Raw genomic sequence first — 17,202 nt, forward strand, 5'->3', positions numbered from 1 at the left:
GGCAGGCGCTTCAGTCCTCGAAAGACGCCTGCTGTTTGCTCGCCTGGGCCTGAACGCCCGCCATCAGGTCGACCTCGCTGAGCATGCCGGCGTTCCAGGTCGCGATGTAGTTGAGCCCGTCACGCACGCTGTGATCACGCGCGTACAGGATCATCTCCTTGGTGCCACGCACCGCCAGTGGCGCCTTGCGGGCGATGCCGCGAGCAATAATGGTCACCTCGCGCAGCAGGGTTTCCCGATCCGGAAAAACACGGTTCACGAAGCCGAGTTCCCGGGCTTCTTTCGCATCCATATTCCGGCCCGTGTAGGCCAGCTCGCGCACGATGCCGTCCGCCACCAGCTTCGGCATGCGCTGTAAGGTGCCGACATCCGCGGTCATGCCGATATCGATTTCCCGAATAGCGAACCAGGCGTCTTCCGTGGCATAGCGCATGTCGCAGCAGCAGACCAGATCCACTCCGCCACCGATACAGGTGTTGTGAATAGCAGCCAGCACCGGCTTGCGACACTGCTCAATCGCGCTCAGGTTGTCCTGCATGCGCAGTACATTGCGCCGAAACGCTTCTGCCCGACGAGCCGGATCACCGGACTCGCCACCGAGACCACTGAACATGGCGAGATCCAGACCCGAGCAAAAGTGCTTACCGTTGCCCGCCAGCACCACGGCCCGCACGCCCGGCTCTGCATCGAGCCACTCGAAACACGCCTGCAACTCGGGCCACATCACCGCGTTCATCGAGTTGGCCTTGTCTGGACGATTCAGAGCAACGGTAGCCACCTGTTCCTCCACGCTCAGGGTCAGTGTTTCAAATTCAGGGATCGCCATGGGCACTTCGCTCCTGTTCAAAGTATGCGCCGGTTTCACCAGCGATTGACAAAATCAGCCGTATTCAGGGTGGGTAAGGTCTTCGGGTTGCCATCCCGAGTACCGAGATACAGAAATGACACCACCTCTTCACCCGGATCAAGGCCCAGTGCCGCACCGACAAAGGGGTCGAACGCTGCATTGCCAGTGCGCCATATACCGGCGTAGCCCAGGGCCTCCGCCGCCAGCAGGATGGCATGTGCGGCGCACCCCGCAGACAGCCGCTGCTCGGATTGCGGCACCTTCGGATGTTCCTGCAGGCGCGCTACCACCACCAGCAACAACGGTGCACGCAACGGCGCACCACGGGCTTTCTCCCGGGCTGAGCTGTGAGCTGCCGGGTCGCGCTGGAGCAGGCAGCGCTCGAGCACTTCGCCGAAGTCCTCGCGACGTTCGCCTTCGATAACGATGAAACGCCAGGGTCGCAGCCAGGCGTGGTCAGGCGCGCGCAAGCCTGCCTGGAAGATTTGCTCCAGTTCCTCCGCACTGGGCGCAGGCGCCTGAAGACGGGGAGCAGAGTTTCGGGTCTGGAGATGGTGTAGCACATCGCTCATGGGATAACTCGGGGCAGCTCTTTTTGCAGGCATATATGATAACAGCAATCAGGGAGCCTCTGACAAAAGTGGGAAGCTGCAGCGGGGTGGTGCTTTTTCCCCGGACTGGCGGTACTATAAACGGGCGGATGTGTCTGGTGTAAACTTGGATCAGAAGGGTAGCAAAAAACCGGTAATAATTTGGTTGTTAGCGGCTCAGGAAAGCACGACACTTCAGCAAACATAACTACAGCGCAGCGCACGCACGGGGAAATGCGCGCAATGAGTGAAAGACCTGCATTTTTATAATTACAAGGAGCACCACCATGAAACGCGACAGCGTACCTCACCGCATGAAAAAAACCCCACTCGCCATCGGCGTGTCAGCACTGCTGGGCACCGTGATGGCGGCTTCCTTTTCCACCGCTTCCCAGGCACAGCAAGAAGCCCGACGCAGCACCTCGGCGCTGCTGGAAGAAGTGGTTGTCACCGCACGCAAGCGTGAAGAAGGTTCACAGGAAGTACCGCTGTCGATCTCTGCTCTCGGTGCAGACCAGCTCGATGCATTGAAAATTCGTGACCTCACCAACCTCTCCGTGCGGCTGCCCAACGTGGCGCTGGATGACGTGGGTACGGCGCGTGGTACGGCAAACTTCTCCATCCGCGGCCTGGGTGTGAACAGCTCCATTCCCGGCATCGACCCCACCGTGGGCGTTGTGGTCGACGGCGTTTACATCGGGCTGAACAGCGGCATTCTGTTTGACACCTTTGACCTGGAAAGCGTTGAAGTACTGCGCGGACCGCAGGGCACCCTGTTCGGGCGCAACGTCACCGGTGGCGCCGTGTTGCTGAACAGCAAAAAACCGGGCGACGAATTCGAGTTCAGCGCGCGCGCCGCCATTGACCAGGGGCCCGAGGGCGGCCCCAGCCGCTATGCCATGGCCAGCGTGGGCGGCCCGATCAACGACATTGTTGCGGCACGCCTGACGGCATACCACAACGACGATGACGGCTTCGTGGAAAACCAGTTCGATGGCGAAGACATCGGCGTGATTCGCCAAACCATGGTGCGCCCGGTGGTGGTACTGACTCCCACCGATGAACTCGAACTCATCATGCGCTATGAATACGGCAAAGTGACCGGTGACGGGCCTGTCGGCCAAAGCCACACCAACGGCTCGGGCGTACCGGGCACTCCCTTCAATGCCGACCGTGAAAGCTTCGATGTCTCCATCGATGAACCCGGTTCGCAGGACAACGAAACCAACGCCCTCACTATTGAATTAAACTACGACGTGGCCTTCGGTGAGGGCACCATCACCAATATCTACGGTGTGCGCGACTACCACGGCAAGGGTGTCGGCGACATTGACTCTCAGCCGGTGTGGCTATTCCACGCACCGTCCTGGATCGATTATCGTCAGGTCAGCAACGAGTTGCGCTATAACGGCTTGTTCGCCAACCGCTATAACGTGACTACCGGTGTATTTTACTTCGACAGCGAGATTAACTACCACGAGCGAAGAGAACTCGCCGGCGTTCTCACCGGCGGTGTCGCACCCGCCGCACAGTTCGACGGTGGCGGCAACCTGCTGACGGAAACCTGGGCCGTATTCGCCTCCGTGGACATCGACCTGAACGAGAAGTTGGTTTTGAGTCTGGGTGGGCGCTACTCCGAAGAAGACAAGGAAGCGGAAATCGCCTCGCTGAGCCAGAATATCAACAGCCCCTGCAACATCGTGACCATGAATGACTGCGACTTCGACTTCGTCGACGACGACAGCTGGAGCAGCTTCTCACCCAAAGTCGGCTTGACCTACACCCTCTCGGACGACGCCTTTGTCTATGCCAACTACAGCCAGGGCACCCGCTCGGGTGGCTACAATATGCGCAATACGTCCTTCGACCCCGCTGACACCCCCGGGCCCTTTGACCAGGAAACGGTGGACAGCATCGAGCTGGGCTACAAGTCCTCCTTCGGTGGGCGTGGCATCCTCAACGCTGCCGTGTTCTACAACCAGATCGACGATATGCAGCGGGAAATCAACCTCCCCGGCCCCATCGGTGTCATTCAGCTGGTGCGCAACACCGCCGAAGCCACCATCATGGGGCTCGAGGTGGATGCCACCTGGGGCCTGACCGACAACCTGGTTGCGATTGCTTCCATCGGGGTGCTGGACGCCAGCTACGACAAGGTGCTGGTGGACCTCAACGGCGATGGCGTGATTGACGGCGCAGACAAGGATCTCGACCTGCCGCGTGCGGCGGACCTGACCTACACCGTTGGCTTGAATCACGACCTGGAACTGGGCAGCTGGGGTTTCCTCGGCTCGCGTATCAGCTACTCTTACCGCGACGAGTCGGCCTATACCGACAATAACCTGGGCTTCATCAACGAGCAGAACCGCGTTGACGCCGGCCTGGACTTCTACAGCAACGACGGCCACTGGGTATTCTCGGTGTACGGCCGCAACCTGCTGGACGAAGTGCTGAACGGCAACGACACGCAGCTGCCTGATGATATCTTGGGCGTTCCTTTGGGTGGCACGTTAGCGCCCCTGTCGAAAGGGCGTCGTATCGGCCTGGAAGTCACCTACAACCTGTAGGCCTTCGGTACTCGCTGAAAGGCGGCCTCAGGGCCGCCTTTTTTATGCGCGTGACAGTGGGGATTCGCTGTTGCGTCAGCGGCACATATCACTGTAGGGATTGGCCAGGTCCAGGTCGATTTCGTACTCGCCCACCCGCATGGACTGCGGGGCATGCTGCACATCCGCATCACCGAGCACACCGAAGTCGAAGCGGTAGGTGGGCGCAACACGTCCGGCAATAGCGTCATCGTCATACTCGCGCTGCTTTGCCAGCACCGCCTCGTTGCGCTGCTCCCAGTCCTGCCAGGCGCGACTGCCATGCCGTGCTTGCAACATTTTCGCCGTTGCCGTCGGGCTGAGCAGTGTGGCCGATGCGTTATTGCCGCCAAACCCCTTGGAGTTGATGATGGCATACCCCTGGGCGGACGGATCGATCGCCTGGTGCTGCAGGGCAAAGCTCAGGTTGTCGCGGCATACATCGTCGGCAAGTGCATTTATCGTGGTGATGCCGGGTATGACACCCTCCGCCCATATACCGAGGGTTGCATTGACCTGATCCCCTGACGCGGAACCCAGGGAATGGCCCAGGTAACACTTGAGTGCCGCTACCGGCCAGGCGGAAATACCGAAGGCTTTCGCGGTTTCTGACAGTATTCTCGACTCGCTGGTGCGGTTCTGCGGTGTGCCCGTGCCGTGTGCCTGCACCAGCCCGCCATTGCGCAGCATACGTTCACCGAGCATTGCACGCGCTGCGGCGGTGGCCTTGGCCATGGTGATGTAGTTGCCCACACCCGGCCCCGAAATGGACTTTTTATAGCCATCGGCATTGACGAAAACATCCGTGGCTGCGCCGAACACGGTCGCGCCCAGCTCAAGCGCCAGGGCATCGTCAAACAACACAACCATTTGCGCCGACTCGGCAATGGTAAAGCCGCAGTTCTCGGCGAACGGGCGACAGGCGCGCCGATGGTCCGCATTGGCCACTCCGTCCAGGTCGCGCAGGCCCTTGTCCGTCGCCAGCGCCCCCATCGCCGCATAGCCATCCATGACCTCCGGGTTGACGGGCGCCTCTGCCGAACCAATAAAGGCCACGCGCGCCCGGCCGCTGCGGATATCTTCAATACCCTGACGCAAGTTGTAGAGGAAAGAGGCGCAAGCGCCGAGGCTGGCACCGGTCGCACCCAGACTGCCCAGTACGTAGGCATTCACAAAATCCGCCGGCATTTCCGCCAGCGACAGGGGGCAGAACTTCGAGGTCACGCGCTGCCCGTTGTGGCGTGCACGCAACATGCCGCCCGCGCCAGCCGCATCCAGCTGTCCCATGGCACTGCCCGCGTAGACGCTCACCTGGTCTGCGGGTACCCGCTGCTGTATCTGTTCCCAGGGAATCCCCAGGCTTTGCAGGGCATCGGATGCGGCGTAGACCATCATTTGCAGGCCGCGCGGATGATTGCGCGAGGCGTAGAGCATACCGGGCTCAAACCCCGTGGGCAGCTGCCCCGCTGCCTTGACCTCAAAATCCCGCACCGTGGGCAACAGCACATCCAGCCCACCTGCAATACTGACTTCCACATCCTCGGCACTCACCGGTTTCACTTCCCATCCGGTGGGGATCACGGCGGGCAGGTGTTGACGGCGCAGCCGCATCACAAGAGGGCTTTGCCCGGCACGGGCCGGAAGGCGCTGGTTCCAGCTGACCGCGTCAGGGTTGAAATGCTGCGGTTCCACCCGCCGAATCAGCGTGTGCGCCAGCAGATAGTCCTCCTGCCCACGCACCTGCTCGACACCCATCAGGCGGGCGAGGGCCGCGAGCGTGCGTGCTTGAGTCGACGTCGGCAATGCATCATGCACCAGCCGTCGATAGGCATGGTGCGACGACGCCCGCCCGGCACCGTTAATGCCACCGAACCCTACTATCACCGGCAACCGCGCCTGCCCCATTCTTCGCTCCTCGTTGTTTGTTCATTAGCACGCGGCGTAGTGTAGGCGGCGAACGCGCCCGCACATTATGTTTTTTACGCCATCAATCGTGGTATTTTGGCCACAAAGCCCTGACCCTGCTGCCCATGTATACCGTTGCCGCCCTGATATACCCCGATGCGCTGGCCACCAGCGTGACACTGCCCATGGAAATTCTCTCCGCCGCCGCGCAAACTGCCCGCAGCCGGAGACGCACGGCGCCGGGGGTGAGATTCCTGCTGGCGGCGGAAACCGCGGGGGCGGTCACCCTGGATAACGGGCTGACGCTGGAATGCCCTGTGTCGCAGTGGGAACTGCCCGCTCTGGACCTGCTCATACTGCCCGCAATCTGGCGCACACCCTTGCCTACCGTGCGCCGCTGCGCGGCCTGGCTGCCGCAGCTGCAGGCGATAGCCGCCGCCGGAACACGTATCTGCAGTGTGGGGACGGCCAGCAGCCTGCTGGCTGAGGCAGGCCTGCTCGACGGACGACCAGCCACTACACACTGGAACTACTTTGAGCGTTTTCTCCGTCGCTATCCACAGGTACACCTGAAAACTCGCCATCTCATCACCCAGAGTGACAATATCTACTGCGTCGGCAGCGTGAACTCGATCGCTGACCTGTGCGTGCACCTTGCGGAGGACTGGTACGGCAGCGGCATCGCCCGGGCCGTGGAGCACCAGTTTTCCCCGGAAATACGCCAGCCCTTCCAGAGCGCGGCCTGGCAGGACACACCACAGCGCCGTCACCACGATGAAACCGTGTTGTTGGCCCAGCAATGGTTACAGGACCACATGCACTGCGCAGTATCCCTGCAGGACATGGGACCCGCATTCGGCGTCAGTGCGCGGACACTGCATCGCCGCTTTCGCCAGGCCACTGGAATGGCTCCGCAGGCCTACCTGACTGCGCTGCGCATGAATACCGCGCGCGAGCTATTGCGCCGCAGTAACCTCAGTATCGCCGAAATTGCCTGGCAGATCGGACTCCAGGACGCCAGCTACTTCTCGCAACTGTTCCGGCGCAGCAACGGTGTCACACCGGGGCAATACCGCGAGGCTGTGCGGGGCAAACTGTTTGATCCGCCCGGGAAGCCTGCGCCGGCGCCGCCTTGAGTCCAGCCCACGAGTATGGCCTAATACGCCCCCGCTTCAACACGCGCCCGACACCACACGGGCATGTCCACCGCAGTAAACAGCAGTCGGGAATGTCATCATGAGCAAAGAGTCAGTTGTCATCGTCAACGGTGCACGCACGCCAATGGGTGGTTTGCAGGGCAGCCTCGCTGCGCTGACCGCCGCACAACTCGGCAGCACCGCCATCGCCGCGGCACTTGAGCGCAGTGGCGTCGAAGCATCCGCAATCGACGAAATTTTCATGGGTTGCGTACTGCCCGGTGGCCTCAAGCAGGGCCCCGCCCGGCAGGCCGCGCGCGGCGCCGGCATCCCCGATGCGGCCGGTGCGGTGACGCTGAACAAACTCTGCGGCAGTGGCATGCAGGCCACGATATTCGGCTTCGACAGCATTGCCGCGGGCACTAACCAGGCCGTGGTCTGCGGCGGCATGGAAAGCATGAGCAACGCCCCGCACCTTATCCCGGGCGCCCGCGGCGGTGTGCGCACAGGGCACGCCAAACTGCTGGATCACATGTTCGTGGATGGACTGGAAGACGCCGACACGGGCCGTGCCATGGGCAGTTTCGCCCAGGAAACAGCGAACCAGCGGGGCCTCACGCGTGAACAGATGGACGCGTTTGCCGTTGAATCCCTCACCCGCGCCAAGCGCGCCATTGAGGATGGATCACTGCAGGCGGAAACCGCGCCTGTTACCGTCTCCGGTCGCAAAGGCGACACCGTGGTAAGCGACGACGAGCAGCCACACAAAGCAGCGCTGGACAAAATTCCCAACCTGCGCCCGGCCTTTGCCGCCGACGGCACCATCACCGCCGCCAACAGCAGCTCGATTTCCGACGGCGCCAGCGCCCTGGTGCTCATGAACGAGAGTACGGCAGAGGCCCAGGGCTTGAAGCCCATGGCCCGCATCGTGGCGCACGCCCGCCACAGCCAGCATCCTTCCGAGTTCACCATTGCTCCTATCGGTGCCATGGAAAAGCTGCTGGCAAAAACGGGCTGGAGCATCGACGATATTGACCTGTTTGAAATCAACGAAGCCTTCGCAATGGTCACCATGCTCGCCATTACTGACCTCGGCCTCGACCACAGCAAAGTGAACATCCACGGCGGCGCCTGCGCACAGGGCCACCCCATCGGCTCAACCGGCTCACGCATCATTGTCAGCCTGATGTACGCGCTGCAGAAACTGGGGAAACAGCGCGGGGTTGCCGCGCTGTGCATCGGCGGCGGCGAGGCCACCGCTGTCGCCATTGAAATGATCTGATACCGATACGGTGGGTCCTGCCCACCGCATCACGAGGCAATACATGGCACTGAGCAGCATTCCAGACATTCTCGACGACATTCGCGCGGGCAAGATGGTCATCCTGATGGATGACGAGGACCGTGAGAACGAGGGCGATCTCATTGTTGCCGCCGAGGCTGTGACACCGGAAATCATCACGTTTTTTTCCAGTGAAGCCTGCGGCCTGATCTGCATGCCCATCACGGAGGAACGCGCGCGTCGCCTGCAACTCCCCCTGATGGTGAGAGACAATCGCTCACAGCATGAGACCAATTTCACGGTATCAATAGATGCCGCCGAAAAACTGGGCCCCGGCATCAGTTCGATACAGCGCGCACATACAGTGCGTCAGGCGGTCGCCCCCAATGCCAAGCCCGGCGATATCATTCAGCCCGGCCACATCTTCCCCTTGGTTGCCAAGGCTGGTGGCGTGCTGCGCCGGGCCGGGCACACCGAGGCCGGCGTCGATCTGGCGAGAATGGCCGGCTTTGAGCCCGCATCCCTGATCGTGGAGATCATGAATGAAGACGGCACCATGGCACGGCGCCCGCAACTCGAGGTTTTTGCCGAACGCCACGGGCTGCGCATGGGTACCATTGCCGACCTCATCGAGTACCGCTCGCTGCATGAGCAGTCAATCGAGCTGCGCGACACGAAAACGGTCAATACGGAGTTCGGCGAATTTACGCTCTACACGTTTAGCGACCTCATAGACGACACGCTGCACTTTGCCCTGACTCGCGGTGAACTGAGCGAAGACAATGCCTCACTCGTGCGTGTACAGACGGTGAATTTGCTGCGCGATGTGGTGGGCACTCTGATCGGTGACGATACACCCGGCTGGTCATCGCGCCGTGCACTGGAACGCATAGCGGCGGAAAACCTCGGCGCTCTGGTACTGATCGGCCAGCCAGTCTCATCGACACAGGCGCTGGCCGACGTGATTCAATACCCGAATGCCCCGGCCATCACCAACAGCAAAAACGGCGGTATCGGTAACTACCGGGTCATCGGTACCGGCGCGCAGATCCTCAAGCGCCTCGGGGTGGGCAAGATGCGCCTGATGTCGGCGCCGATACGCTTCAACGCGCTGTCGGGCTTTAGCCTGGAAGTGACCGAGTTCGTGCAACCCTGACACAGAACGGCGTTTAGTCGAACCTGGGCGCCCGCTTTTCAAAGAATGCGGTGAGCGCTTCCAGGTTATCGGGCGAGCCCGCCTGCCGGGCCATTCCCGCCTGCTCCGCCACAAACGCTGCATCGATGGCCGCCGTGTGGTGCATGCGCAGACAGCTCTTGATCTCACGCAGGGCGCTCACAGGCCATTGCGCTACGGCCGCAGCGCGTTGCAGGGCATGCGCCAGCAGCTGCTCGTCAGGTATAACCTGCGCGACGATTCCCAATTCCAGTGCGCGTGGCGCGTCAATCCACTCTGCCGTATAGAACAGCTCCGCGGCGCGCTGGGCGCCAATATTTGCCTGCAGCATGTAACTGCTCGCCCACTCCGGAACCAGGCCCAACGCCGCGAACGGCAAGCGCATGCGAAATGTTTCGCCGGCATACACCATGTCGGCATGAAACAATACGGTAGCGCCACCCCCGATGGCGGCACCCCTGGCCGCTGCTACCAGCGGTTTGTCGAAATCGGCCACGGCACGGGCGGCACTTTCAAACGGGTGCGGGGCATCAGATTCCGTGCCGGCAAAGCTGGCGAGATCGACGCCCGCGCTAAAACTGTCACCGGCGCCGGTGAGCACAACGCAGGCGACGCTGTCATCCTGCGCTGCCGCCTGGAACGCCTCACGCAGCGCAATCCACAGGGGGTCATTGATAGCGTTTTTCTTAGCGGGGCGATTAAGCGTAAGCAAGCGCACGCGGCCCAGTTGCTCCTGCAGCAATACGTTGTCATTCATCGGCTCAGGGCTCCTCGTGGAATACGACAAATTCGTCGAGTGCGGCAAAGCTGGTGGGCACCAGCACCGGCGTGCCAGCGGCAACAGCGACGCACCGACGGCTTACTCACCGCGGAACTGCGCGGGACGTTTTTCCTTGAAAGCACGCATGCCTTCTCTGGCATCAGCCGATGCGAATACCGGCCCTGCCAGCGCATCGGAGGCGAGCATGGCATCCTCCTCGGCCATACACTCCTGATGCTCGCGCAGCGAGCGCGTGACGGCGGCAACGGCGAGTGGCGCATTGGCGCAGATTCTCGCGGCGTATTCCCGTGCCGCCTGCAGGGTTGAGCCCGGTGTTACCAGCTTGTTCACCAGCCCCCAGTCAAGCGCCTGCTGCGCACTGATGTGCTCGCCACAGAGCAGCATTTCGGCGGCCAGGCAATAGGGTATCTGACGTCGCAAGCGCACGGTGGAGCCCGCCATCGGATAGAGCCCGCGGGCCACTTCGGTCACACCAAACACGGCATCCTCAGCCGCGACGCGAATATCGGTGCCCTGCAGAATCTCGGTACCACCCGCAAGCGCGTAACCCTCCACCGCGAGGATCAATGGTTTGGCCGGCCGGTTGTCACGCAGCAGCGCTTGCCAGTGCAGGTTCGGCACCTCTGCCATCAGGGCCATGAACTCGTCGCTGGCACCCTGGTCGCCCTCGGCGCCCGCTTTCAAATCCATGCCGGCGCAGAAGGTGTTGCCGCGCGCGGTGAGAATGGCGCAACGCAGCGCCGGGTCCTCATCCAGCCGGCGCCATGCGCGATACATGCCCAGCAGCATGGCCGGGTTGAAGGCGTTTTTCGCCTCCGGACGATTCAGGGTAACGAAGAGTACGCCCTCCTCCTGCTCGACCAGGCAACTCGGGGTGCTGATATCCAGTTCTTGCACGATGTGGCTCCTTGTGTGCTTACGAGCATCTACTCTGCGCGGTGTGCACCCGACAACGCGATATCGAGTGCTTTGGGATAGGCTGGCTTGCCGCTGGGTGCGCGCGGCACCTCCGTCACCAGGTGCAGCTCGCGCGGCACTTTATAGCCGGCAATGTGCTTGCGTGCTTCATCCTGCAACGATGCCAGGCACAGGGACTGCCCATCCCGCGCCGCCACCACCGCGGTAACCCGGCTACCCAGCCGCTGATCTGGCGTGCCCACTACCAGGCAGTCAAATACCGCCGGGTGATTTTTCAAGGCCTGCTCAACCTCCTCCGGGAACACCTTTTCGCCCCCCGTGTTGATGCAGTTCGACCCGCGGCCGTACACGGTAATCGTGTCGTCATCCTCCAGTTTGGCCTCATCTCCGGTGAGCAACCAGACCTGGCCTTCAACCGGCACAAAGGTCTTCGCAGTCTTCTCGGGGTCGTTGTAATAGCCGACCGGAATGTGGCCACAGCGTGCGAAAATGCCTTTTTCTCCGGGGCGGACCTCGCGGTAACTGCCATCAGCATTCTGCGCGAGAACCGACATGAACTCGCTGCGGGTGACATTGCCAAGCCCCTCGCCTGCCCTGCCGCCGCCATCTGCCCCCATTGCGCCAGACTCAGATGAACCGAAGCTGTTACGCACCATGATATTCGGCAAAAGCTCACGAAACGCGTCCTGCTTGCTGGCAGAAAACACGGCCCCTCCGGAACCCACGGCGAACACCGAGCTCAGGTCCCAGCGCCCGGGATGTGCCCGCAGCGCATCCAGCAGTGGCACCGCCATGGCATCGCCCACGATGGTCAAGGAGTTAACGCGCTCACGTTCAACAATGTCCCACACATCCTCGGCGACCAGATGGTGCGCCGGGTTGAGCACCAGCGCGTTTCCCGACAGCAGCTGTATGCAGGCGTACCACCAACAGGCGCCGTGCATCAGGGGCGCCAGCGCTATGCCAACTATCGCGAAATCGCCAATGCGCTCGGCAATCTGTTCCGGTTCGGTGATCACGCCGTCAGGGTGAAAATAGCCCCCGCCGCCCATCGCCGCGTAAAACACGTGTTTGTGCGGCCACATGACCCCCTTGGGCATGCCGGTAGTGCCGCCGGTGTACAGGATGAACAGATCATCATCGGCGCGCTCGGCGAAATCCCGCGCTGCGCTCTCGCCCGCAAGCGCCTGTTCATAGGCGATGCTGCCAATGCTCTCGGGGTTCACACCACTGTCGTCCTCGACGTAGACAAATGTGGTCAGTGCCGGCGCTGTGCTATGGACCGCGGCGATATGGGGCGCAAACTCGCGGTGATGAATACACGCCACCAAATCCGCGTTACTGAGGATATAAGCCAGCTCCTCCTCCACATAGCGGTAGTTGATGTTGATGGGCACCGCGCGCAACTTGAAGCACGCGAGCATACCTTCCAGGTACTCGTTACAGTTGTAGAGGTACAAGCCCACGTGCTGGCCCGCTTGCACGCCCCGTGCAGCGAGAAAGTGCGCAAGCCGGTTGGCGCGCTGCTCCAGCTGCTCATAGGTCGAGCGCTGTTGACCACACACCAGCGCTGTGCGCTCTGGCACCCGGTCGGCCACCAGTTCGAACAGGTCGGCGATGTTGAAATGTCGCGGCATGGTGTGTCTCCGTTTCAGCGTGATTCAGTTCTTGTGGGCACCGACAACCCACATGGAAAAAAATTGTGCGCCACCGCCATACGCGTGGCCAAGGGCCAGACGGGCATTCTCGACCTGATGCGCGCCGGCATCACCGCGCACCTGACGGGCGGCTTCCGCGAAACGGATCATGCCGGACGCTCCGATGGGATTGGAACTGAGCACACCGCCGGAGCAGTTCCAGGGGATATCGCCCCCATCGTCGAGCGACGTGGCACCGTCCAGGGTCAGCTTCCAGCCCTCCCCTGGCGGCGCAAAGCCCAGATTCTCCAGCCACATGGGTTCGTACCAGCTAAACGGTACGTACACCTCTGCACAATCGAAATCGCGGCGTGGGTCCATGACTCCGGCCTGCGCATAGACGTCGGCCGCGCAGTCGCGACCGGCCTGGGGGCTCACTTCATCGCGCCCCGCGTACATGGTGGGCTCGGAGCGCATGGCGACCCCGCGAATCCAGGCGGGCGGCTTGTTGCCGCTAATGCTGTCAGCGGCGGCGATCACCATCGCGCAGGCGCCATCAGAGGAGGGACAGGCCTCGAGGAAGCGCAGTGGATCCCAGAGCATCATCGAGTCGCGCACCTCCTGCTCGGTAATGTCGGGTAGCTGCAGGTGTGCCAACGGGTTGCGGGCTCCGTGGCGCCGATCCTTCACCGCAACGCGTATGCCGACACCCTCGGGTGCGTTGGTACGGCGTATGTATTCGCGAATGATGGGTGCGAAATACCCCCCGGCGCCGGCGTTCAGGTGCACGGAAAAAGGCTGCGGTGTCGACAGCGCCCACATGGCGTTGGACTCGGATTGTTTTTCGTAGGTGACGGTGAGCACCCGTTTGAACGTACCGCTCTGGACGTGCGAGGCGGCGACGATGGCGGTGGAACCACCCACCGACCCGGCAGTGTGCACCCGCAGCATAGGCTTGCCGCTGGCCCCGAGTGCATCGGCGAGATAGCTCTCGGGCATAACCACGCCCTCAAACATGTCCGGCGCTTTGCCAATCACCACGGCATCGATGTCGTCAAAGCCCACACCGGCGTCCGCCAGTGCCCTGTCGACCGCTTCCCGCAGCAGGCCGGCTATCGACACATCGGAGCGCCGGGTCTTGTATCGGGTCTGGCCTATGCCAACCACCGCAGCCCATTCAGCCATTACGCACCCTCCAGTACCGCCACAAGGTTGTGTTGCAGACAGGGGCCACTCGTGGCGTGGGCCACCCCGCGGCGCGCGTCTCCGTTGACGATACGCTGGAATACTTCACCCACCCGGGCAAGGCCCGAGGCCATCATCAGGTTTCCGGCAAGCACGCCACCGCTGGGGTTGACCACGGTGGCCTCATCCAGCCCGAGTGCGCGGGTCAGGATAATTTCCTGATGGCTGAACGGGGCGTAGATTTCCGCAACGTCAAGCGCTGCCTCGTGCACCCCGGCCGCCGCCGCAGCCTGGCGTGTCGATACCGAGTCGGTGAGGTCGCGCATACAGGGGTTGTGGCTCTCGATACGCTGGTCAATGCCGGTGAGCCGAACATAGGGCACACCCCAGCGGCGCGCCTGTTCGACGGTCGCGATAATCATCGCCGCCGCGCCATCCGATACCGGCGCGCAGTCGCCGCGGCGCAGTGGCGCCAACAGGTAGTCATCCTGCAACAACGCTGCCACGCCGACATCCCCCGCCAGCTGTGCCAGGGGGTTGGCCTGCGCATTCTGCCGCGAGCGTGACACAACCGCTGCCATATCGCTTTCAGTGATCGACCCACTATCGAGCAGCATCCTCGCCTGCAAGGCCGCGAGCGATACAGTATCAAGCCAGAGTGGCGCGAGGTAATAAGGATCGAGCCGCTGCGACAGCACCGCAGGTAACTCGCCCGGCGAGGATTTACCGAAACCGTAGAGCAACGCGGAGTCCGCATGCCCCGTACGAATCTTCAGCACCGCTTCATAGAGCGCCCAGGCAGCGTCCATTTCCACATGCGACTCTTTCAATGGGGGCACGGCCCCCAGCGCATCGACCCCCGCGACGAAGGCGAAAGCGGCGCCCTGCAGATAGTCGCAACTGCCCGAACAGACAAAGTCGACATCCTGGGCGCTGTTCAACCCCACCTGGGCGTACACAGCCTGCAACTGGGGCATGATAAGCTCGACTTCATTGACGGCGCCGATATCGGCGACACAGGCGCTCTGGCTGAAAGCAACAACCGCGATTTCCCTCATCGCGGCACCCCCGGGCCGGACACCGGCAGCGTGCCAATACGCTCCACCGGCACATCGGGCTCATCGAGCGGCCGGAAATGACGGATATTATCCATGGCGTAATCCCACTCCTCCGGCGGCCGCCACACCGCCTGTACCCGCTGCCCGATACGCACCGCCTCGTTGACACAGTCACTGAGCAGGTGAATAAAGGATATATTGGCCCCGTCCAGCACAATGTTCGCCACGACGTACGGGGGTTCAATGGGATTGCCCGGAATGGGGATGTGCACAATGGTGAACGACTGCACGGTGCCCCGGTCGGGCAGCAATACTTCCTCCGTTGTGGGCACGCCGCAGGCTGGGCAGGAGCCGCGAGCAGGAATATAGACATTGCCACAGCGCGGACAGCGCTGGCCACTGAGCAGCCCTTCCCTGAGGCGCGCAAGAAACCGGGCGGGGGCCGTTCCGGCGGTAAAATGGTAGTGCAGGTAAACCGGAGCTTCGATGCCTGTCACATCCGGGCGTGCTGCGCTCATGATGCACCTCCCGGCACGGGTACGAAGCAGCGAATATCCGTGATATGCCCGCGCGGCTCTGCCACCCAGGCCACGCGCACGCGCCCCCCGGTGCTTACCGCCTCGGCCGAGGACGCTTGCAAGCAATGAATCATCGGTACGTCGGCACCGTCGAGGCGCACCATCACCCAGGCGAAGGGCTGCTGCAGCGGATGCGAGGCTCGCGGCTCTGACACCCAGCACCAGCTGACCACGGTGCCCTCCTGGCCCACTTCCACCCAGTCCGACAGGGCGGCTGCCGTGGCAGGGTCATACTCCGGTGGCGGCACCAGCACGCGGCCGTCGCTGCCGCGGATGCCGAGCACCCGACTGTCGCGCAAGCCGGTGAGGAATCTGCCTACCACCGGCCCCGTAGAGCGTGTATAGGTGAATCCGAGCTCAAATTCCTGGCTTAATTTTTCTGTTATGGCCATTGGCAGACGCTCCCGACTGAACCGTGCGCTGAGTATTCAACAGCGGGGGCCTGATCTCAATGACACAATGCGGCAGCCAGGAGTGACATTTCTGATCACCGCTGCCCCCAGCTGAGGGTTTCCCTGCTTATACCAGTTACCCCCGTCTGCTGCGGCGACCCTGTGCCTGTGGGCCAATCACCCTTACTATGGTGACAGGTACATCTTTCACTCCGAGGAGAACAGCACATGAGTATCGCCGCCATTGGCTACCTGAGAATCGCCGCGACCGATACGGACGCGTGGATGACGTTCGGCACCAGCACACTGGGCCTGATGGACGCGGCACGCGAGGACTCTGCCGGCGCACGCTTTCTGCGCATGGACAATCACCCGTTCCGCTTTATGCTGGAGCCGGCCGACCACGACGGGCTGATTGCGGCGGGCCTCGAATGCCGCGGCCGCAGCGAGTGGGAAGAGCTCTGCAACCGCCTGGACAGCAACGGCCACACACTGCAGCAGGGTACGCCAGCCGAAGCCGCGCGTCGCTGCGTCACGGCGTTTGTCAGTGTTGATGACCCCTGCGGCAACACGCTGGAGATCTACTACGGCCGGCGTCTGGACTACGCGCCGCTGATTTCACCGACCGGGGTCAAGGAGTTCATCACGGGGGATGAGTACACCGGCGACATGGGCTTCGGCCACGCGGTACTGCCAACGCCCGACCTCGACACAGCCGCCAGCTTTTACACCGACCTGCTGGGCCTCGGCGTGAGTGACACGCTGCATCCGCCGCTGCCCGAAGGCGCACCGGAAACCACCATCCTGTTCCTGCATGCCGACAATCCGCGCCAGCACTCGCTGGCACTGTACAACCACCCCTACACTGGCGACGTTGTGCATATCATGGTGGAAGTGAGCTCCCTGGACGAGGTTGGCCGCGCCATGGATCGCGCCAAGGCCGGCGGTTACCCCATACTCGCCAGCCTGGGCAGGCACGTGAACGACAACATGTGCTCATTCTACGTGGTGGCGCCGGGCGGTATCGCCGTAGAGTACGGCTACGATGGCCTGCTGGTGGACTGGGATACCTACACACCCACGGTCAGCACCGAGGGTGACCACTGGGGCCACGAGTACAACTTCCCCGGCTAG

The 17,202-nt window shown here is 62.3% G+C and carries 15 protein-coding genes; 5 read left to right on the forward strand and 10 right to left on the reverse strand.

The window, feature by feature from the left end:
- Positions 1-10: 10 nt before the first annotated feature.
- Positions 11-826, reverse strand: a complete 816-nt coding sequence (locus tag G533_RS0105735) for a crotonase/enoyl-CoA hydratase family protein (protein WP_205622558.1) — start codon at positions 824-826, stop codon at positions 11-13.
- Between the two features lie 35 nt (positions 827-861).
- Positions 862-1,419 (reverse strand): nitroreductase family protein, encoded by a 558-nt coding sequence (locus G533_RS0105740; protein ID WP_027949140.1) that lies wholly within the window; start codon positions 1,417-1,419, stop codon positions 862-864.
- A gap of 305 nt (positions 1,420-1,724) precedes the next feature.
- Between G533_RS0105740 and G533_RS0105745 the strand changes: the two genes are divergently transcribed.
- Complete coding sequence (locus G533_RS0105745) at positions 1,725-4,004, forward strand: TonB-dependent receptor (protein WP_027949141.1); 2,280 nt, start codon at positions 1,725-1,727, stop codon at positions 4,002-4,004.
- Positions 4,005-4,079: 75 nt separating this feature from the next.
- Here G533_RS0105745 and G533_RS0105750 read toward each other — a convergent pair whose 3' ends face one another.
- On the reverse strand, positions 4,080-5,927 hold the full coding sequence (locus tag G533_RS0105750) for a beta-ketoacyl synthase (protein WP_027949142.1): 1,848 nt from the start codon (positions 5,925-5,927) through the stop codon (positions 4,080-4,082).
- Between the two features lie 125 nt (positions 5,928-6,052).
- Between G533_RS0105750 and G533_RS20700 the strand changes: the two genes are divergently transcribed.
- From G533_RS20700 to ribB, 3 genes are all read left to right on the forward strand, one after another.
- Positions 6,053-7,063: a GlxA family transcriptional regulator gene (locus tag G533_RS20700; RefSeq protein WP_051230018.1), complete on the forward strand. Its 1,011-nt coding sequence runs from the start codon at positions 6,053-6,055 to the stop codon at positions 7,061-7,063.
- 100 nt (positions 7,064-7,163) lie between these two features.
- Positions 7,164-8,345 carry an acetyl-CoA C-acyltransferase gene (locus G533_RS0105760; RefSeq protein WP_027949143.1) on the forward strand — a complete coding sequence of 394 codons (1,182 nt, stop codon included), beginning with the start codon at positions 7,164-7,166 and terminating at the stop codon, positions 8,343-8,345.
- 43 nt (positions 8,346-8,388) lie between these two features.
- Complete coding sequence (gene ribB, locus G533_RS0105765; protein WP_027949144.1) at positions 8,389-9,501, forward strand: 3,4-dihydroxy-2-butanone-4-phosphate synthase; 1,113 nt, start codon at positions 8,389-8,391, stop codon at positions 9,499-9,501.
- 13 nt (positions 9,502-9,514) lie between these two features.
- Here ribB and G533_RS0105770 read toward each other — a convergent pair whose 3' ends face one another.
- From G533_RS0105770 to G533_RS24980, 7 genes are all read right to left on the reverse strand, one after another.
- The gene (locus G533_RS0105770; RefSeq protein WP_027949145.1) at positions 9,515-10,276 is read right to left on the reverse strand and encodes an enoyl-CoA hydratase-related protein; all 762 of its coding nucleotides are present in this window, start codon (positions 10,274-10,276) and stop codon (positions 9,515-9,517) included.
- Positions 10,277-10,378: 102 nt separating this feature from the next.
- Positions 10,379-11,197, reverse strand: a complete 819-nt coding sequence (locus G533_RS0105775; protein ID WP_027949146.1) for a crotonase/enoyl-CoA hydratase family protein — start codon at positions 11,195-11,197, stop codon at positions 10,379-10,381.
- A 29-nt stretch (positions 11,198-11,226) separates the two neighbouring features.
- A complete protein-coding gene (locus G533_RS0105780; RefSeq protein ID WP_027949147.1) occupies positions 11,227-12,855 on the reverse strand; it encodes an acyl-CoA synthetase in 1,629 nt (542 codons plus the stop codon).
- Between the two features lie 24 nt (positions 12,856-12,879).
- On the reverse strand, positions 12,880-14,040 hold the full coding sequence (locus G533_RS0105785) for a thiolase family protein (RefSeq protein ID WP_027949148.1): 1,161 nt from the start codon (positions 14,038-14,040) through the stop codon (positions 12,880-12,882).
- On the reverse strand, positions 14,040-15,098 hold the full coding sequence (locus tag G533_RS0105790; RefSeq protein WP_027949149.1) for a thiolase family protein: 1,059 nt from the start codon (positions 15,096-15,098) through the stop codon (positions 14,040-14,042). The genes G533_RS0105785 and G533_RS0105790 overlap by 1 nt, the downstream gene beginning before the upstream one ends.
- Entirely contained in the window at positions 15,095-15,616 is a 522-nt protein-coding gene (locus G533_RS24975) for a Zn-ribbon domain-containing OB-fold protein (RefSeq protein WP_205622559.1), read from the reverse strand. The genes G533_RS0105790 and G533_RS24975 overlap by 4 nt, the downstream gene beginning before the upstream one ends.
- Entirely contained in the window at positions 15,613-16,068 is a 456-nt protein-coding gene (locus G533_RS24980; protein WP_240472382.1) for a Zn-ribbon domain-containing OB-fold protein, read from the reverse strand. The genes G533_RS24975 and G533_RS24980 overlap by 4 nt, the downstream gene beginning before the upstream one ends.
- Positions 16,069-16,296: 228 nt before the next feature.
- On the opposite strand from G533_RS24980, the gene G533_RS0105800 reads away from it, so the two are divergent.
- Positions 16,297-17,202 carry a VOC family protein gene (locus tag G533_RS0105800; protein ID WP_027949150.1) on the forward strand — a complete coding sequence of 302 codons (906 nt, stop codon included), beginning with the start codon at positions 16,297-16,299 and terminating at the stop codon, positions 17,200-17,202.

The organism is Haliea salexigens DSM 19537, assembly GCF_000423125.1.
GTDB classification, from domain to species: domain Bacteria; phylum Pseudomonadota; class Gammaproteobacteria; order Pseudomonadales; family Halieaceae; genus Haliea; species Haliea salexigens.